9 protein-coding genes are annotated in these 20,968 nt (G+C 40.1%); all 9 read right to left on the minus strand.

Going from position 1 to position 20,968, the window contains the following annotated elements; all coding sequences use genetic code 11:
• On the minus strand, nt 1-2,353 hold a 2,353-nt coding region (locus IAG46_RS13010), incomplete at its 3' end, for a hypothetical protein (protein ID WP_190810779.1).
• Between the two features lie 373 nt (nt 2,354-2,726).
• Nucleotides 2,727-4,862, minus strand: a complete 2,136-nt coding sequence (locus tag IAG46_RS13015; protein ID WP_190810780.1) for an OmpA family protein — start codon at nt 4,860-4,862, stop codon at nt 2,727-2,729.
• A 574-nt stretch (nt 4,863-5,436) separates the two neighbouring features.
• A complete protein-coding gene (locus tag IAG46_RS13020) occupies nt 5,437-6,375 on the minus strand; it encodes an ROK family protein (protein WP_190810781.1) in 939 nt (312 codons plus the stop codon).
• 2 nt (nt 6,376-6,377) lie between these two features.
• Entirely contained in the window at nt 6,378-9,710 is a 3,333-nt protein-coding gene (locus tag IAG46_RS13025) for a VCBS repeat-containing protein (RefSeq protein ID WP_190810782.1), read from the minus strand.
• Between the two features lie 164 nt (nt 9,711-9,874).
• Complete coding sequence (locus IAG46_RS13030; protein ID WP_190810783.1) at nt 9,875-11,563, minus strand: SusD/RagB family nutrient-binding outer membrane lipoprotein; 1,689 nt, start codon at nt 11,561-11,563, stop codon at nt 9,875-9,877.
• Between the two features lie 11 nt (nt 11,564-11,574).
• On the minus strand, nt 11,575-14,709 hold the full coding sequence (locus tag IAG46_RS13035) for a SusC/RagA family TonB-linked outer membrane protein (RefSeq protein WP_190810784.1): 3,135 nt from the start codon (nt 14,707-14,709) through the stop codon (nt 11,575-11,577).
• A gap of 234 nt (nt 14,710-14,943) precedes the next feature.
• A complete protein-coding gene (locus IAG46_RS13040; protein ID WP_223826678.1) occupies nt 14,944-17,169 on the minus strand; it encodes a GH92 family glycosyl hydrolase in 2,226 nt (741 codons plus the stop codon).
• A 10-nt stretch (nt 17,170-17,179) separates the two neighbouring features.
• Complete coding sequence (locus tag IAG46_RS13045; protein ID WP_223826679.1) at nt 17,180-18,610, minus strand: alpha-L-fucosidase; 1,431 nt, start codon at nt 18,608-18,610, stop codon at nt 17,180-17,182.
• 19 nt (nt 18,611-18,629) lie between these two features.
• Nucleotides 18,630-20,960 (minus strand): GH92 family glycosyl hydrolase, encoded by a 2,331-nt coding sequence (locus IAG46_RS13050; protein WP_190810787.1) that lies wholly within the window; start codon nt 20,958-20,960, stop codon nt 18,630-18,632.
• Between the last annotated feature and the right edge of the window lie 8 nt (nt 20,961-20,968).

Here is a 20,968-nt window from a genome sequence, read left to right on the forward strand (position 1 = left end):
AGGTGGCGTTGCCGACCATGGGGGTCTGGTTGGTCCATGTGCCGGTGCCGTTGGATGCGGAGGCACTGGTGACAAAGGCATTGGCGATGTCGCAGACGTCGCCCCCGCTGCCGGCATCGGCCAGGGGTGTGCTGTTTATGGTCAGTATCATATCATCATTTGTAGCTGGGCAGCTACCATTTCCATTTGCTGTAAGCGTGAGCGTTACACTGCCATTGACAATATCATTTGGCCCAGGGGTATAAAATGGATCAAACAAGATAGGATTATTGAAACCACCATCACCTGAAGTATTCCATAGGATGCTACTGTGATTGTTGGCGGTAGGAACAATAGATGAAAGACCCAGATCAAAAATTTCTGTAGCACAAATTTCTTCATCACTACCGGCGTTTACAATTGGTGAAATATCAATGTTGACTGTAAAAAATTCCTCATCAAAACAGTTAAGTGGTGCGCCTGTGGTGTCATAAATATAGTAGGTGCCGGATGCTGTAATCACATCTCCCGGAGCATACTGATTCCCTCCACCAGTTGGGCCGCCAGAGGCATCATAATAAGCTTCATTACCTGTGAGATTTGTACCAACAATATTTGGGAGTACATATTCATCACAAACATCTTGATTGCCTGGATTACTAGTAATATCAGGTGTGGTGTCGCCAAACCCTATGGTAAAAACCTCATTATGCAAAAAGGTTATATCGTCAAAATAGACATTGCCAAATCCATCTACACTTGTGGCGTCGATCATGGTTATGTCACCCGTGGTGAAATCTCCATCTCCATCGATATCAATCAATAATTTTAGAGCACAGGCAACTTTTGCTATGTTCGAACCGGAAAGGTCCACACGGACACTCACTCCTGAAATTGGAGTTCTTCCAGCAGAAGTTGTCTTTTGTACCCTCCATTCTCGGGCTATTCTTGAGTTTATAACAAGTAGGGTAGGAGGTAATTCTACATTGGTTTGGTTTATACTCGCATCGTCATTGGCCCAAAGCAAATAGTTATGGTCATATGAGAATCTGTCACCATCAATCCTTGTTCTTGTAAGGTCAAGATTATCGGTGCTGAAATCCGTGTTGGTGGACATGGTGACAATAGCATCAGAATTGACACTCTTGGAGATGCGTTGATCTATGATATAGCGCAACTCTATTGTTCCTCCATCTTGGTATCTATCCACACCAATTCCTGCTATATCATGTTTATAGGTAGGTTCGGATTGCCAAATTATGGTGCCATCGGCTGCCAAATAGTTGTAGCTATCGTTTCCAACAATGCTGCCCAATTGATTTCCATCAAATAGGGTTACACCATATTTAATGGCAAGATAGCTTTCTACTCTTCGTCTATGGTTGTCAGTTAGCAAACCATCGGCCAATAAGATTTCGGCAATATCGCCACTCAAGTTTCGATTGGAAAGACTGCTATTAAAATGTTTGCCTAATCTATTAAAAATATGAAGCCCATTATCGGCTCTTGAGTGGTCTCGTTGAACTGAAATATCCTCAATACCATTTACATAAGTGGTTAGGGTTTCAAAAGGGTTTAGTGTCATTGGGCGGAAATCGTATTCCCTGGAAAAAACTCCAATTGTAGGTTCGCCAAGCAAGTCAATACCTCCGCTTTGAAAATAACCTCCAAAATCATTCAACCATGTTCTACCTATAGAAAAGCGGTTCCCATTTGAGATACCAAGGGAGAGATTGGTGGTAGAACTATGGTGAACACTAATGTCACCGCCAAATAATAAGCGTTGGGTTTCCGCACTATTTCCTGCCCCCAAAGCTTTGAAGACAATAAAAAGCGTAATGCTGTCACGTGAATGGCTTCGGAAATGCAATGCTTGGCCATCTCCACTTCCATCAAATTGTACTACGGGATTAAAATTAATGTTGTCGGTAGGGTTTCTGCGGAACACTGGAACATCGGGGATTGTTCCTGTTGGAGTTAGGAAGCCTGGTGCCCCAAAAGGATAATCAAAACCACCAAGTGTCCAATCTAACGGATAATCTGCTGGAACAGGATGCTCTATTGCATCTTGGGAGGTGAAATCAACTATATCGTACCATCTTATGACAGAAGTGCCATCACCACCTGGAACTCCAAAAGTACCAGGAACTCCTGGTTCTGGTTGCCAGAATGAGAATGCCGCTGGGTCTGCATTTACGGCTTTGTCTGCCCTAAACCAAGTGTCCACGTCGATTTCTTGGCCAAATGTGCCGATTGAAGAAAACAACAGTAACAAGACCGGTGAAATTTGTAATATCCTTTTGAGGGTATGCTGATTCAGCTCAATTTTTGCTCTTGGATAGCAAGTTGGATGAGAGGGTAGAAATTTGATCATGCGCAAGTAGGTTTTACTCATGTCTTTCCACTGAAGAAAAAAACAAGATGGATTATATATTAAAATAACGAACTTGAAAGCCACCTTTGGGAGGACAATTTATCTATGGGTGCTTACAATTGATGAAAAGCCCAAATGGGTATACCAACAAAGACTTAATCTGATGATTTTATGATATTTGTTTATTCTTTTACATCTTTTTATTCAAGAAAATAAAAATAGATAATTGCGATTTTTCGTATTAAATTGACTAACCTTCTATTAAAAACCGCCAAGAAAACTACTTGGCGGTCAACCATCCTTGTTTTAAGAATACACGAGTTACACCAAACCTTACATTCTTAATTAATAATTGATTATGGAACAAGGACAGCTATTTTATTAAGTTAATTTCTACTCTTCTATTTTGTTTTCTTCCTATTCTGGTGGTGTTTGAAGCAATTGGTTTTTCTTCTCCAAATCCGATGGCGGACAATCTATCTGGGGTTATACCTTCATTGATCAAGAAATCCCTAACCGAGTTTGCTCGAGCCTCGGACAATCTTTGATTGCTGGAGGCACTACCTACGCTATCGGTATGGCCTTCTACCGTGAATTTGGCATTTGGATATTCGTTCAAGATCTGGATGATATCGACCATGGTAGAAACAGATTCTGTTTTAATGGTTGCTTTACCGGTATCGAACAGAATGGTCTTTGCATAATCGTTCAATTGTTTTTGGACTTCTTGGGTAACTTCAGGGCAGCCATTGTTACTGAGTGGTCCATGAACATTGGGACATTGATCATCGATATCCACCAGAGTATCCTTATCTGTGTCCGGACATCCCTTGTTTTCAATCTCTCCAGCAATTTTAGGACACCTATCATCTTTATCAATCAGGCCATCACTATCGGTATCTGGGCAGCCATTGTATTCTTTTGGACCTGGTTCGGTCGGACAATCGTCGTCTTTATCGAAAACCCCATCATTATCCGAATCTTTCCAAGGACAGCCTATATTTTCTTTAGGACCTGCTATTTGTGGACAATCATCGTCTTTGTCAAGTATTCCATCACCGTCGGTATCTTCCCATGGGCAGCCATTATTTTCTATTGGGCCAGGGGTTTCTGGGCAATCATCAGAAATATCTTCGATGCCATCATTGTCCTTATCCTTTAATTTACTTTGGTAAAACGGAATTTTGATGCCGGCATACAGGTCAAAAGATTTTGAAGTATCTCCGAATACTACGGATATAATGGAACCTGACCCCAAATACACTGGTCCCATTCTAAGCCCTGCACCCCATTGTAGCCCTGCATATTGTACAACACGAAATGGGGAATAGATACTTAGCCAAGCGCTTTCATATCTAGGGGTCAATGAAACTTCACTCAATATATTATTGGCGTTTGCAGTGTTCTTGGTGTTCAATGGCATATCTGCATTAAGATTTAAGTAGAATTTGGAATTAATATTCCAATCGGCGTTGGTGTGCAATGCTTTAGGTAATATGGAATTTTGGGAATTGATTACCCTTGTAATTTCAAAATTGTTTTCCAAGGCATCTTCCAAAGAGGCTCCATCAAAATTGTCAATATCTTGGTTTGTGTTAAGATTATAGGTGAACTCCCTTCCCGCAGAGTTTTTAATTTGGCCGATATCCGTTATGGAAACACCAAGTTTTAGTTTGTACTTATTTTTGCCTGCATCCGCTATGGTATTTCCGTTTTTATCAATTTTAGTATAACTGGCATAATCGGGCCGCCATTCATATACAAGGCCCAAGTCTGCACCAAATCCACTGCCATTGTTTATTTCAAAATTGCCACCGTCATCCGATGTGGAAGAATTAGCAAAAAGGAGCTCTCCTGTGGTTTCTATGTTCCGGGTTGCAGCGGTATAAAAAAGACCAACATTAGTGCTATAAAAGTAGGCGTGCCCAGCACTTTGGAGGTATTTTAAAGAAAGTCCACCTTTAATAAAGTGTTCATTATTATCAAGGAGCACTCTGGCATAGGTAAGGCCGATTTCTGCCCATACATTTGTGGCTCCTGAAATTACTCCCTCACTGATATTAAAATCTTGACTTTCATCAAAACCTCCTTCTTTTTCTAACAATGAGCCATCCACGTCGTTTACATTAAAAAAGGCACGACCTCTAGTGAAGAAAGCCAAGGCTGATTTTTCATTGATGTTGAACATGGCTGATGGTCCTAAAACATCTATGTTCCAACCCATGGAGTTGTTGGATGATGGAAAAGTTCTGGCTTCATCGAAAACTTTACTATAATCGGCAAAGGCATCTTTGAGTTTGAAACCGATATAGTCATTTCCAAAGAATGCACTTATGCCGATTAGATTGATATCTAACTTAAGTCTTGAATCGGCAATATTTGCTGGATTTGAGATAATGCTGTGGACTCCACTATAATTATCCATTAAGAATCCTGAATAAGATTGTGCTTGGACAAAGCCCAGAGCGCATGTGAACATAATGCCCAACAATAATTTTCTAAAATACATGGGATTGGGGTTTAAAGGTTGATAAATTTTCTTGGTGTTATTATTTGGTGACAAAGAGAGTATAATGGAATGACATGTTTGATGCCCAATGAATGAAAGGGCCATTTCAATTGATAAATGAGCAAATTGAATTTATAGCGACAGGAATAACAGATTGGATTTTGTTATATGATTGTAAATCAGAAGATTGCCTTATAATAAAAAGAGCCGCTATTGAATGCGGCTCTTTTAAGCATATAGATTAAATAAATGGAGTATGCACTTTTTTGTTTATCCATTACAACCAGAGAATTAGGGCGTAATTCCCTGGTGCAATGGAAACCTCAACTAAACTAAACACTTTTATGACCAATAGCCTTAAAAAGTGCATTGCTATATGGATTAGCGCTAAACCAGTTTGTAACTTAAGTCCTAAAATTGTGTAGGATTGTTTAAACGCTATCTGAAACAAACATACAGTGAAGCAACATAATAAAATGCTCCCACCTTATGGATGGCCTGTTTCATTTTATGAATAGGGGGTTTGGACTAGCCGTTCGTTATAAGCTCAGCTGGAAAATATGAGCTTGAGCTTCTAAATACTCGGCAAATCATTTTTAACTGATTGCCAAAAGGTGTCATCGAACAGTCGAGTACAACCGATAATTGCACCCTTTTCCATGTGTTTGGATATTCTGATGGTTATAGACAATGCGTTTGCATTAAAAACTTGTTGCAATGTATTGCCAAAACAACCATACGCTTTGGAGATATTGCCGCCCAGGACCAAGACATCGGCATCGAAATTTGTAAGCCATGGAGAAAGAAAACGCCCCAAATCACCGCCAAAGTTCTCCAATACTTGTTTGGCATTAAAGTCGTTGTCGTAAGCATCGGCAAGTTGTTTAACCCCTTTAACGGTTCTGCCAGTTGCTTCTGCATAGCCGTTGATGCATCCCCTTGTTGAAAAGTAGTCGTCCGCGATGCCATCTTTGTAGGGAATGTTCCAAAGAATTCCATTGGGAGGAACTGTGCCTCCTGACGTAACCGGAATTCCGTTATCAATAAAACCGGCACCCAAACCTGTGCCAAGGGTAATACATAACTGTTTTTTATACCCTTCGCTTTCTGCCAACCATGCTTCGCCAACGGCAAAAGAAGTGGCATCGTTCAAAAAACGGACGGGCAAAACCTTGTTATGTGCTAATAATGGATTCAAACTTTTTTCGATATCGGTTCCAAACAATCCGCCATACTTAAAACCTTCAGGATATTTTGCCACACCCATGTTGTAATCAAAAGGCCCAGGCATGGCAAAAGCGATGCCTGTTAATGGTAATCCATTTGCTTTTTTCAAGGTTTTGTTCAAACAGTTGGCCCAGGTGTCCAAGATTGTCTCTTGTGATTCCATGTTGGCAACATGACTGGTCGCATACGTGTTTTCTAACAACTTCTTCTGATTCAATGCGACAATGGCCGAGGAAATATGGGTTCCACCAACATCGACACCAATTATATAGGTTTCTTTTTCCAAAATCAGGGAGTTGGATTTGTGGATAGTTTCACCAATTTCAGTTCTTCATTATTGTTTCCAGCCAATATATGTAGCTCTCCTAAAATGTCAATAAAATTCATGTTCTTGACATCTTGGGATAAAAACAAGCCTGTTTTGTCCGCATTAATTGCTTCAAATTGCCCTTCTCCGCTATTTTTAAGAACCATTCCGTATCCCGCATCGTTTCTGGGCGTTTCAATTTCGGAGGCGAACAAATTTCCAGCAATGATCATATCTTTCAAACCATCCTTATCAATATCATAATCTAAAATGGCATTTATGGATGAAATTTGTGCCATTTCCGGGAATTCCATAAAATCGAAATTACCGTTACCATTGTTTAGTAATACTCCACTTTTGAAATTGTATGAGACTAGATGAAGCGCTTTGGACAGCTTTTCAGGTCCATAGATATCAGCAATGGTTGATTTTCCAAAAAGGTCGTAGGAAGGGGTTATTTCTTTGATGGAGGGCATTTGTTGTGAAGAACACTCACGACCTCTGACCGGATAAAGCTCACCAAAATTGTAATAGCCAAGTACCAAATCTTTTTTTCCATTGTCGTCAAAATCGTTATAGTAGACTTCAAAAGGATTTTTTTCATCGGCCTTGTACTTGTAATTCTGTCCAAGATTGCCCAATACGTAGTCTTGGTCACCATCATTGTCCAAATCGACAGATTTTATGGAAAAATACCATCCAGATAGACCGTTTAAGGAGCTGAAATCCGCTTTGCTAAAGTTTCCGTTATTGTTTGTGAAAAACGTTGGTTCCATCCATTCGCCTACAACACTTAGATCAAAATCACCATCCTGATCATAATCGGTCCAAGAGGCATCAGTAACAAGTCCAATATTTATAAGTTCTGGGGCAGCATTTTCTGTTACATCGATAAACTTGCCGTTTTCATTTTTGAAAAGATAACTGTTTGCAGGGGAGGGGTAGTCTTGGGGAATAAACCTACCTCCAATAAAAACATCTTGAAACCCATCATTGTCATAATCGGCAATCTTAATTTTTGAGCTGCTTACAGAAATTTGTGGAAATAGGTCTTTTCTAAGCACAAATTTTCCATTTCGATTTTCGTATAATCTGTCAGCGTAGTTGGATGAGTTTACTTGAAATTCATTACCGCCAGATGCTACCAAAAGATCATTGTCACCGTCATTGTCAAAATCAAAGAATTGGGCATCTACATCTTCATAAATTGCACCCTTTTCGAATGCTTGGTGTTGCTTAAAGGTTCCATCTGAATTTTGAACATATAAAACAGAAGGTGTACCGGTACTTTGTCCTAAAAACAGGTCGTCCCTTTTATCGCCATTTACATCAGCCACAGCAACGGCCGGACCAAAGTTTGACATTTTATGCGGTAGCAATACTTGAAATTTATAATCATCGAATTCGTTTTCGGTATGTCTAAGTTCCGGAGAAATTGATAAAGACTCAAATGTCTTTACTGTTGCCTCCTGACTGTTATTACCTTGATTTTCTTCAGGATTATACGAAACCGTTATCACTGTATTTATATCTGGATTGTTCAACCGTTGTATCTTATTTCCAGGCCAGGTAATTACCAGTGAGTCGACAGAATTTTCAGTTCCAAGACCTGCTATTATTTTTGGAGGGACCGAAGATTGATAGCCCCTTACACTGTAGTTCTCATAAACTTGTTCTTTGCCTTGTGTGTATATTTTTACTCTGGCACCTATACCCATTGAATTTTGCTCAGGCCCTTTGAATTGAAGTTTTAAATAATTAGGTCTCAGCAAGTTTGAATTATTTCTAAGTATGGTTGCTTTGGCGTCAACATTATTAACAACCATGTCCAAATCACCGTCATTGTCCAAATCGGCATAAGCGGCTCCATTAGAATAGGTGCTTTCGGGGTTTTTTAACCAAACTTCTGAGGTGTTCTCGAAGGCAAGGCCTCCGTTATTTTTATAAAAATAGTTGACGTGTGGACGGTGTGGTGTGGTCTCTATGAGGTGGTTTATTTTTTTTGGATTGGTAAGTGCATCATGATGCTCTCGAAGATATTTTTGGAGATTGTTGAAATAATCCTTGTTACGGAAATCTCTTTTTATTCCATTGGAAATGAAGATGTCCTTATCACCATCATTGTCAAAATCGGCTAAAAGTGGCGCCCAACTCCAATCGGTATTCGAAATCCCGGCCATTTGCCCCACTTCTGAAAAAAATGGAATCCCAGCAGAATCAATATGACCGCTATTTTTTTGTAGGGTGTTATACATATACTGATAATGCTTGCCAGCGTTCACATTATTGTTGAATTTCTGTGGATTCATGCTTGCCATGCTTGTTTTCATACCATAATTGTCCTCAGAAACCATATCAAGGGTAATTATGTCAACAAAACCATCATTATCAAAATCGGCAATGTCATTCCCCATAGCGAAATTGGAGATATGATTGGTCGCGTTTTTTATAACCTCTTTGAAAGTGCCGTTTTGTTGGTTGATATAGAAATAATCTGGTTCATCGTAATCATTGGAAATATAAATATCGGGCCAACCGTCATTATTCATATCGCTAACACCTACACCGAGCCCATAAGAAACAGCATTGGAATAGATACCGACTTCTTTGGTCACATTTACATATTTTCCATTCTGATTTTCATAAAAACGATCACCAAGCGGTGAAAAAGATTCGGTATTGCCCAGGGTAAAGGTCTGGGGATTATGGTTCATCAGGTACATGTCCAAATCACCATCCAGATCATAATCAATAAATGCGGACTGTATGGAATTACCGGTATCATTCAAACCAAATTGGGCTGCAGACTCTTGAAAGACTGGAATTCCTTTTTCATTGAGTCCTTTATTTATAAAAAGCTCATTTTGAAGCATTGATTTTCTTTCATAAGGACCGGATTTACAAACATAGATGTCCAGCAGGCCATCATTATTGATGTCCACCATATTTGTGCCTGTTGACCATCCTCTCTTGCCTGTGGTTTTTGAAATCTTGCTTATGTCTTTAAATTCAAGATTTCCCTCATTTAAGTAAAGTATATTGTTTTCCAAATTGGAAGTAAAATAGATATCTTCCAAACCGTCATTGTTGACGTCGCCAACGGCTACCCCTGCGCCATTGTACACATACTCATATAAAAAGGAATTGGTAAGTTCATTTTCCACATTAATATTCACAAAGTGAATATTGGTATCGTCATTATCCAATTCTTCGAAAAGAAATGCTGGGTCACCCTGTTCAGAGCTACATGAAGCTAAGCACACCAAACATAAAATGAGTAGCGGTTGAATTTTTTTAGCTGCCTTCTTTTTCATCAACAAAAATTTAAAACCCTAATGAACGGCATGGGTGGTGAAAGTTGAGGGAAATTTATAAAAAAGTAAAGGAAGATTGCTCTTCCTTTACTTAATTAACTATGAATAAAACTAACTCAAACTACAAATTAATCTACTTAATGGATTACTTTATAGCAAGATTGTTATTGAGCGAACCACAGCGTGACACCTTGCTCATTTGGACCTTGCGCGCTAAGTGCGGCATCAAAGTTTGGATTTTCCTGAGCACCAGAGCCATAACGCATACGTTGTGGGTACACTCCGTTTAAATCATCACCTAAAGCAAATATCACGGGATCAGAAACCCCATTGGCTAGTTCTGCTGGATAGCCCATGTCCCTTACAACGGCCCAAGCTTCAAATCCATCAGTATAACCTGCCAACCAGCGTTGCGTAGCGATTTTTTCAATCTTTTCATCATCTGTTCCGCCAGTTATATCAGCAATAGGTTGGGAAGCATAATTGGCAGCATCACCACCAGAAATTCCCCATAGTTTCATGGCTTCCTCTATACCAGCATTCATCATGGCTTGTGCATCTCCTGCAGCAAGACCTCTTACTATGGCCTCTGCTTGTAAGAAATATGCTTCTGCACTAGATAGGATAATTTCTGGATATCCATCAGCTTCTTTTCCTCTCGACTGAATGATATCATCTGCAGGCGTAGAGAACAAGTCATATCGTACAAAAGGATAGGTATCTCCATTGATACGCACAGGCTGGCCTACAAACTGGCCAGAACCTAGTTCAATAGTTGTCTCAGTTCCAGCTGTTGATATAGTGTAATTTGCCCCAGCAGCATCAAGAGCAGCAACTATAAAGTCAAGACGATTTTGGAAATTTGGATCTGGTGGATCGGAAGCAGCGGAGTCATAAATGAATGTACCTCCTTTAGCAGGTTTTACATAAACTGTTAATCGTGGATCATTGTTGTCCTTTAGAAGGTTTACCAAAGTACTGGAAACTGTCCAGTCCGAACCACCGCCAAAATCATTCCATACATCACCATATGCAGCAGAAGACCATTTGCTAATTTCAAAATCTTTACGCATGGTCACACTTCCAGAAGCTGCGTCCAATAAAGGAGCACTCATTGCGGAAGTAATCGCTGCGGCAGCAAAGTCGTCACCTGGCGCACCATAGCCTCTCATGGCAATTCTTAGTTTTAATGTATTGGCCAATCGCTTCCATTGCTGCAAATCTCCACCACAATAAATGTCATTTGAACCAGCATCGTCAACACCTATACCTGTTCTTTCGGTGTCTCCGATTATTGCCATTGCCTGATCTAAGTCCGCAATGATACCTTTGTAAATGGTCTTTTGGTCATCATATTTTGGGGTCAAAATACCATCAACACCAGCTTCAGTATAGGGAACCATGCCAAAGGTATCGGTGTACATTTGATAGTATAATCCTTTCATAATCAACGACATGGCAAACATAAACTCATTTTCGAACTCCCCGCCTTCTATAGTAAGGTCGCCGAAAGATTTAATGTTACCGAAATAACCGGCCAGCCAGCCATAAGTGGCATCTGTATAACTTCCGTTGAAGTCATAGGCCAAACCGTCGCTCCACCAAGAGGAGTTGTGTCCAAAGGTAAAGTGACCTGCAAATCTATCAGAATGGATTAGTTGAGCTCTCCAGTATACAAATCTATCTGGGGCATAAAGCCCTACCTGTGAACTGGTCAAAAAGAACTTGGCACTTACCTCATCCGCGGTAAAACCCTGCGAATCGGTATTGATCTCATCAAAGTCTTTGGTACAACTGTTCGCAGCGAACATTAGTACGGCAAGACCCAATAATTTTAATGTGTTGTTTTTCATAATTGCAATTTTTAGAAGTTAACATTTAAACTTAAGCCTAAACTTCTGGATGTTGGCAAAGCATAGAACAGAACTCCTTGGCCAAAGTTTGATGTAGAATAACTTGACTCTGGGTCAAAGTTATCGGCTTTTTTGTAAATAAAGAACAAGTTTCTACCAATAAAGCTAAGCGATGCATTTTGTACAAACGTATCTTTTAACAATTTATTAGGAAATTGGTAACTTACACTTAACTCCCTGAGTCTGAAGTTAGTCTGGTCAAAAACATACTCCGAGCCAATACCGCTTACTGCACCCCAGTAATCTTGTGCACTAATTGTGGTAGTGTTGGGAGTAAAGTTGCCATTACCATCATCCACAACACCTTCTACCAAAACACCTCCATCTCGGAATTCCAACGATCTTTCGGAAACACCCGAACCGTCTAAGGCTGAATCTGTGAAAGAGAATACTTCTCCGCCTACTCTAAAATCAACCAAAGTGTTCAATGTGAAATTTTTATACCTAAAGGTATTTGTAATACCACCAGAGTAGTCGGGTTGGTAGTTTCCAAATTTTTCACGCTCTGCAGTAGCTCTTGGACGCCCTTCGGCAGAAACAACTAGCTGGCCTGCATCATTTCTTAACCAAGTGGTTGTATAAATATCCCCAAAACCATCACCAACTTGGGCACGAACATCAACTATACCACCATTACTACTACTGAACTGGAAGTTTTCTTGACCTTCTATTAAATCAACCAATTTGTTTTTATTTCTAGAAATATTGGCAGAGATGTCCCATGTGAAATTGTCGGTTTGGATTGGTGTACCTCCTATTAAGATCTCAATACCCTTATTAGAGATTTCTCCAACATTTTCCCTGAAAGCACTAAAACCCGTACCTGGATCAACCGGAACATCGAAAATCAAATCCTTGGTTGAAATATCATAGTAGGAAATATCTCCGTATAACCTATTGCCGAATAATCTGAATTCAGCACCAATGGTTGTTGTAGTAATATCTTCCGGACGTAGACTCTCGCTAAACCTAATGTTTGGTCTATTGATCTGCGTATTCCCAAGAAAACCGTTTCCGGCAACCGTAAACAAGTTTGTAATTTGTCTTGGATCGGTATCATTACCTACACTAGCAACACTTGCTCTTAGTTTAAGCATATCAACCGCAGTACCTTGAAGATTGAAAACTTGATCCAACAAAATACTTACGTTGGCGGAACTGTAGAAGAAAGATCTATTTTCTTCAGCTAACGCAGATGACCAGTCATTTCTAGCGGTAAGATCTAAATAAACTGCATCATCATAGCCAAAAGAAACTTGACCATATAGTGAATTCACTCTTTTTTCCACTAAATCACTTTGACTTGCAGTAATCAAACTTCCATCCGTATTGTTTAAGAAATAGCGACCTGGAATTTTGAAATCTTCACCACTAGTACGTGAATTTATCCCAGTGGAATGTCTAAGGTTTCCACCAGCGTTGGCAGTAATATTCAACTTATCGCTAACATCTTTATTAAACATTAACAAGAAATCGTAATTGGTCTCTGTATCATCATTTTTACCAAATGAAATTCGTCCTCTAGGGAAAAAATGATGTCCTACAGCGGTATAAGCCTCTGTATCTTGCGTAACTTGGTCAGTACCAACTCTTGCCAAAGCAGATAGCCAGTCTGTGAACTTATAGTCCAGCTTAACCAAGCCTATAAATCGCTTTCTTTTGTCCCCGTTGAAATCGTTTTCCAAAATCCAGTAAGGGTTTGCGCCTATGCCTACAGGGCCAATAACTGCAAAAGGGTCATTGGGATCAATTGGATTTTCGGTATTTTGAAATACCCGCATATCTGCATTGCTCACATTTCGTGCAATAGGCCATAAATATGCCATAACCCCCTCAGTTCCCTGATTAGGTCTGTTTTTAGCCTCTTGGATGAAGTATGTGGCTTTAGCGTCCAAGGTAAGTCTGTCGCTCAATTGCGCAAATCCACGAATGTTAAAGTTGTTACGCTTTACATTGGAGTTTGGAAGCATGGATTCCAAATCAGAATTGGTATATGAAAATCTTACGGATGCTTTCTCGTTACCCCCGCTCAAAGCTATGGTGTTAACCAAACTAGTGCCTGTTCTAAAGAAATCTTTTACATTGTTAGGTTGTGCAGAGTAAGCTCTTTGTTGCCCATTGTAGGCCAATTGCTGTGAACCATCAAATCTTGGTCCCCAAGAACCGGCTCCTCTAACCGCGTTTACTTGAGTAGATAATGGATCGGATGGATTAATGGTCACAAAATTGCCATCGGTACCACGGCCAAATTCATTTTGGTATTCTGGAATTACCAAAGGATCTTCAAAAGTAACACTAGCGGTATAGTTTACCCCTAAACCTCTGCCGGTAGTTCCTTTTTTCGTGGTGATGATAATCGCACCATTTGCAGCTCTGGACCCATAAAGGGCGGCAGCGTTTGGTCCTTTCAAAACAGATATGGATTCGATATCATCTGAATTGATATCCGAAATACCGTTTCCTAAATCGGGAACATTAAATTCTCCGGCTCCTGCTGTAGCGTTGGTGCCGTTGTCAATCGGAACACCATCTACAATATATAGCGGTTGGTTGTTTCCATTCAATGAGTTGTTACCACGAATAATAACACGTGTACCCCCACCAACACCTGAAGTGGATTTTGATACCACAACACCTGCAACCTTACCGGCTAATGTACTGGCAACGTTGGAATCCTTTATTAAGGAAACCGCATCGCCGTCCAATTCGGTCACGGAGTATCCTAGAGATTTCCTTTCTCTAGTAAGTCCTAATGCTGTCACAACTACTTCGTCCAAAGCCTCTGTGCTTTCTCCTAGGGTAGTGTTAACAACAGACTGTCCGCCAACAGCCACCTCTCTTGAGGTATAGCCAATGGCCGAAAATACCAATATGGCAGCATCACCCGCAACATTGATAGTGTAATTTCCATCGAAATCGGTCGAAGTACCATTTGAGGTACCCTTTTCGACTACGGTAATACCAGGAAGCGGAGTTCCGGTACTCGAATCAGAAACCGTTCCTGAAACGGTTTTTCCCTGTGCCGATATGCCTTGAAGGCAAAAAAGCGACACAATCATTAAAAAGTAATGAAGTCTTTTGATCATACTGTTAGAGTTAGGTTATTGTTAATAAGCCTTAAGTTAGCTTAAAATGTTTGATTTATAAAAGTTTGAATTCCTTTAGGATATAAGAAATAATTTCGACTAATAACGAAATTGAAAAGCTAAAGGGCATAGTTACTATAACGTTTGAAATTTGGGGTTGATGTGAAAATTGTCTCATTCCTCAGAAAATCAAGGCTTCTGGTAATTCTATAGTAGGTTGATTCTGAACTAACTTTAGTCCAAAATAAAGTGTAAACGACTTGCGTTGGTCAATTTTTGATGTGAGATAAAATGTGCATTTATTTTTTTTCCATCTAGCTGCATGTTCAAAAGTTTACCTTGAACTCCTTCCTTGGTTATCTGAATAGAGGTATTGTTATAATATTTTGGATTCAAATGAATGGTAATCTTATCGAAAGTGGGTATGGAAACCGCATAAACAGGATTTGCGGGACTTATTGGATAAATTCCCATCATAGAGAAGACCGCCCAAGCACTCATGGTACCTGTATCATCATTTCCGGGAAGTCCGTCTGGAGCATTTTTGAAATAGGTTGAAAGCAATTCTGAAACCGTTTTTTGAGTGCGCCATGCTTCATCTTTCACATAATTGAACAAATAGGGGTAGCCAATATCGGGTTCATTGGCCATATCAAATTGGTTTTTGTCAAATACTTGCTGTAATTTATTGGTAAAAGGTTTTGGACCACCCATTAGTTTAATAAGCCCTTTTACGTCGTGGGAAACCATAAAAGTGTATTGCCATGCATTCCCTTCAATAAAACCTAGATTCTTTACAAAGTTTGCACCGGTTTCAGGATTATACGGAGTTAGCCAACTGCCATCGTCATTTTTAGGTCGAAGTAGGTTGAATTCTTTATCGAAAAGATTTCGATAAGACACGGAACGCTTCGAAAAACGCTTATAATCTTCTTTTTTGCCTAAAGCTTTTGCCAATTGGGCTATGGCAAAATCTGAAATGTTATATTCTTGCGTGGTGGAGACGGAACCGCTCTTGGTTGTTTTTGTGGTCAAATATCCTTTGGAAATGTAATCTTTGATTCCCGGACGCAACGGGTTGCCTTCCAATTGGTCAGCACTCTTTAACATGGCTTCATAAGCTTTTTCCACATCAAAATCCTGAATGCCCTTCAAATAGGTATCGGCAATAACTATTCCTGCAGGATCACCTACCATGGTTGTTGTTTCTGTAGCATTTAACTCCCATTTGGGCAGCCAGCCGGATTCATCATAAATCTGCAACATACTTTTGACCATATTTGACTGCTGTTCGGGATAGACCAGACTCATCAACTGATGTAAATTTCTGTAGGTATCCCAAAGTGAAAAGACGGTGTATCGTGTACCTTCGGTTTTTAGAGTTTCCCGTGTTTTCATTTTTGGGTATTCTCCATTTGCGTCATTTAGCGTGCTCGGATGAATCAAGGTATGATATAGTGCCGTGTAAAAGACGGTCTTGTCGTCATCAGACCCACCTTCAACCTCTATTCTAGACAAATGCTCATTCCAATCCTTTCTGGTTGCTTCGAGAATTTGATCAAATGTTCTTCCAGATGTTTCTTTTTCTAAGTTCTCTCTGGCATTTTCAATACTGATGTATGAAACACCAATTTTCAATTCTACCTGGGTAGGCTTCTTAAAATTATATCGCACATAAGCTCCAATACTATCCCCGACCACCTCTTTGGTATATCCTTTCATTAAACGGATTTTTCCATTGTAACCCATCCACTGCGCCTCCTCGCCTTTATAGGTGGTTGGTTTTTTCCAGGTGCCGAATTCTTCAGCAGGTTTAGAAAATTGGGCAACAAAATAAACGGGATAGGCTTCTTCCGGTTTGTAGTAACAGAATGAACCTACACTTCTGATTCCTTCAATTTCTGTTGGTGAAACCACTTTTATTTGTGCTCCTTGTTCATTGGTCAGTCCCAATCCTAAATTCAACAAAATGTTGGATTTCCCTTTGGGAAAAGTGTATCTGCTTATTCCTACCCGAGTGGTTGCTGTTGCTTCGACCTTGATATTATATTTATCCAATGTATTGGAATAGTAACCCACTTTGGCAATCTCATCAGAATAACTAGAACCGTAATCAACATGATTGGTTATGACCTCTCCGGTTGTGGGCATAGCCAAAATAACCCCCAATTCCGGGCAACCAACACCACTAAGATTGATATGACTGAATCCTGTCAAAAAACTGTTATCCGAAGTATATGGGGTAGACCACCAACGGCTGTCTTTTTCAAATGGGAGATTTTGAGGTCCGGCCACATTAAAGGGTGAAACGTTGGTCATTCCTCTTACAGCTATTGGTCCAGGATTGGTCGTCCCAAAGTTGGAAGTGCCAATAAATGGGTTCACAAAGTCGATAGGTCTTTCCTGTGCGTTGCAAAGCAAGGAAATCAACAGAAATGCCAATAGGGAATTCAGTTTCATGGCCATTTATTTAGTTGCTAAGTTTTGTAAAAGAATTAGGTGTACCCTTAAATCCATTGTCCAGCTGAGTCAAATTTCCAAAGTCTGACATAGCTTCTTTTTCCATTCGGAATACATGACCTTGGCCACGGTACAGCTCTAAATCATTTTCTAGGGAAACTTCTAGCACGGTCACATATTTGTCAAGATTCTTATCTTTTGGAATGGAAATACGCAAAACTCCCGGAATGTTTTTCCAAGAGGCGCCTCCATTTCTTTCAAAGGACAATTCCTCATCAGTTCCCAATACTTTTATAGAGGTAACTTTATTCTGTAGCCCTTTTAGTGAAATATAATTTTTTGGATTGTTAAAGAGGCAGAGGTAAATTTTCTTTTTATCCTTTGATATCAAGGATGGACCATAAAAATGTCCATAAGGTAATCCGGCGGTGGTATCAAAAACTGCATCGCTGTGTTTGTTGATCCAAGTACCGAGACTTTCCAGACGTTCCAGTTGCTCTTTTGCAATTGTGCCATCTGGTTTGGGGCCTATATTCAACAATAAATTACCTCCATTGGAAATCACCTCAACAAAAGTTCTAATGATTTGCGAGATTGGTTTGTAGTTTTTATCCGAAGGATAATACCCCCAATTATCGTTCATGGTCATACAAAATTCCCAAGGGCCATCTGGTCTTACCACAGGAATTCCTTGCTCTGGGGTTCTATAGTCTCCATATTGATTCAACCTTGAATTGACGATGAGATTGGGATTCCATGACAGCAGCGAATCTTTTAGGGCTTTTGAACGCCATTGCTCGGCAGATTTTTCCCAATCCCCATCAAACCAATATAGGTCTGGATTGAATTGTGAACTCAACTCTTTCAATTGTCCTTGGTAAAACAGAACGAACCGTTCCCACGTATCCATTTGTTTTTGACCTTTTTGCGGATAATCTTTTTTTGTATTTGGTCTTGGGAAAACCACTTCATAGTCTGGATGCGACCAATCGCAGAGCGAATAATAAAGTCCCACTTTTAGACCTTTGTTTCTGAGTGCATTTACATATGGGGTAACCAAATCTCTTTTGGCTGGAGTTTTGTCAACCACATTCAGGTGACTCAATTGTGTATCCCAAAGAGCAACACCATCATGATGCTTGGTAGTCATTATTGCATATTGGGCTCCAATTTTATTGAATAGTTCGGCCCATTCCTCTGGATCATAGTTCGCTGCAGTAAACTTTTTACCCTGTTGCATATAATCTTCGTAGGATATTTTTTTGTGATAGAGTGACCAGGATTCAGTAATGCCATTTACTCCATAATACCCCCAATGGATAAAGACACCTAGTTTGGCATCTTTGAACCAATCCAAACGGGAATCTACTTCAACATCCGCGGTTTGGGCATTTATTCCAGCTCCGAAAAGGACACATAAAGTGATAATTAGGTTTTTCATTTTCATTTTCTCGTTAATCTTAGTGGTTAGAAAGTGAGTAAGGCGCTGATGCTTCGGAAACACCCCAATTTTTGTTTGGTTCCGAGCTTAGAGTAAATTCAAGGTTACCTCCATTTTGGACTGTCTCAGTAGAAATCCAGGTATTGTTGAATGATTTACCGTTCAAGCTGGCGTTTTGTATAAATGGGTTTTTATTTCCATTCCCATCTGAAGTAATGGTAAAGGCATTCCCATTTTCTAGATGTAAAACTGCCTTGTCAAATAAAGGGCTGCCGATAACATATTGATTTGTGGCAGGAGCTACGGGATAGAATCCAAGAGAACTGAAAACATACCAAGCTGATGTTTGTCCATTATCCTCATCCCCACAATAACCATCTGGTGCAGGGGTATAGAGTTTAGTCAAAACCTCTCTTATCTTGTTTTGGGCCTTCCATGGTTGTTTGGCATAATTATATAGATAGATCATATGTTGAATGGGTTGATTGCCATGGGCGTAGTTTCCCATATTCATAATCTGCATCTCACGGATTTCATGTATGGTAAATCCGTAGTAAGAGTCATCAAAATCGGGGGGCATATTGAAAACACCGTCCAGCATACCAATAAATTCATTATCTCCGCCCATTAAATCGATAAGTCCTTGCACATCATGAAAAACAGACCATGTGTAATGCAGGCTGTTACCTTCTGTAAAGGCATCGCCCCATTTCAATGGATTAAACGGGGATTGAAACTCTCCATTTTTATTTTTTCCTCGCATTAGCTTAGTGGTCGGGTCGAATAACTTTTTATAGTTAAGGGATTTTTCATAATAGGTTTTTGCCAATTCATCTTCACCCAATGATTTGGCCATTTGGGCAATGGTGAAATCAGCATAAGCGTATTCCAAAGTTCTGGCGGCATTTTCATGGATGTCCACGTCATAGGGTACATATCCCAAATCGTTGTAGTAATCCAAACCAGCTCTGCCAACACTGTTCACAGGTCTTCCATCGGAGACAGTGGCATTTTTGAGCATCGCCTCCAAAAGCTTTTCTTTATCGAATCCTTCAACTCCCATGAGATGGGCATCGGCAATTATCGGAGCGGAATTGGAACCGATCATACAATCACGATGTCCAGGACTGGCCCATTCGGGCAGCCACCCTGATTCGTTATAGGTATTAACCAATCCTTCCATGATGTGGCCATTTAGTTCTGGATACATCATATTAAAAAAGGGAAAAACAGCTCGGAAGGTGTCCCAAAAGCCATTATCCGTGAACATATAGCCCGGTAAAACTTGCCCGTTGTATGGACTGTAATGAACTACTTCGTTAGCTTCATTGTATTCATAAAATTTTCTGGGGAAGAGCAAAACCCGATATAAACAGGAATAAAAAGTGCGGAGATGATCAATATTTTGTGAAGTCACCTGTATTCTTCCCAATTCTTTTTCCCATGCTTCGGTTGCTTTGGCACTTGTTTCTTCAAAATTTTGATTTCCAATTTCCCTTTCTAGATTTATTTGGGCTTGTTCGGGACTGATGAACGAGGAAGCCACTTTCACATTTATCTTTTCGCCTTTTTTGGTCTTGAAACCAATGATTGCTCCAACATGTTCTCCTTGATTTTCGGTTGAATTTTTTTGCAACTCCCAGTTATCGCCCCAAGTATGGGTAAGTTCAAAGTCCTTGTCGAATTCTGCCACAAAATAATTGTGGAAATTTTCAGGAACACCTCCACTATTATTTCTGCAATAGCCTATTATTTTTCGTTCAGCTGGTAAAACCTTTACCATTGAACCTTTGAAAAAGGCATCAAGCATAATATAGGCCTCGTCAGTTTCCGGAAAGGTAAACCGGAAATGTGCCGAACGCTCCGTGGGGGTTACTTCCGCAAGGACATCATAATCGGCCAAATAAACCCCATAATAATCTGGTTTCACGGTTTCCGCTTTGTGGGAGAAGTACGAAGCACGTTCGTCCTCTTTGTATTTTAAATCTCCTGTCACCGCCATTAATGAAAATGCGGCATAATCGTTGATCCATGGACTGGGTTGATGGGTCTGCTTGATTCCGCGAATGGTTTTTTCGTCATATTTATAAGTCCAGCCATCTCCCATTTTTGAGGTCATCGGGGTCCAGAAGTTCATGCCCCACGGAGTGGCAATGGCGGGATAGGTGTTTCCGTTGGACAAACTGAAATCGGAATCGGTTCCCATTAGTGGATTTACGTATTGAAGCAAGGAACTTTCTTCTTGAGCTTGTTCCATTGCTACAGTCTTGTCCTGTGTTTTTTGGCATGAAAGCAAAATCGTAGTTGTTGCCAAAACCCAGAAGTTCATTCTTAAGTAATATGTTTTCATCGCTTTCA

The organism is Flagellimonas sp. S3867, from assembly GCF_014698935.1.
GTDB lineage: Bacteria > Bacteroidota > Bacteroidia > Flavobacteriales > Flavobacteriaceae > Flagellimonas.

What these genes read in the sequence shown, in the direction of transcription:
- IAG46_RS13030 (WP_190810783.1), bottom strand. Translation starts at nt 11,563, where the DNA reads ATGAAAAACAACACATTAAAATTATTGGGTCTTGCCGTACTAATGTTC.
- IAG46_RS13025 (WP_190810782.1), bottom strand. Translation starts at nt 9,710, where the DNA reads ATGAAAAAGAAGGCAGCTAAAAAAATTCAACCGCTACTCATTTTATGT.
- IAG46_RS13045 (WP_223826679.1), bottom strand. Translation starts at nt 18,610, where the DNA reads ATGAAAAACCTAATTATCACTTTATGTGTCCTTTTCGGAGCTGGAATA.
- IAG46_RS13050 (WP_190810787.1), bottom strand. Translation starts at nt 20,960, where the DNA reads ATGAAAACATATTACTTAAGAATGAACTTCTGGGTTTTGGCAACAACT.
- IAG46_RS13035 (WP_190810784.1), bottom strand. Translation starts at nt 14,709, where the DNA reads ATGATCAAAAGACTTCATTACTTTTTAATGATTGTGTCGCTTTTTTGC.
- IAG46_RS13040 (WP_223826678.1), bottom strand. Translation starts at nt 17,169, where the DNA reads ATGAAACTGAATTCCCTATTGGCATTTCTGTTGATTTCCTTGCTTTGC.
- IAG46_RS13015 (WP_190810780.1), bottom strand. Translation starts at nt 4,862, where the DNA reads ATGTATTTTAGAAAATTATTGTTGGGCATTATGTTCACATGCGCTCTG.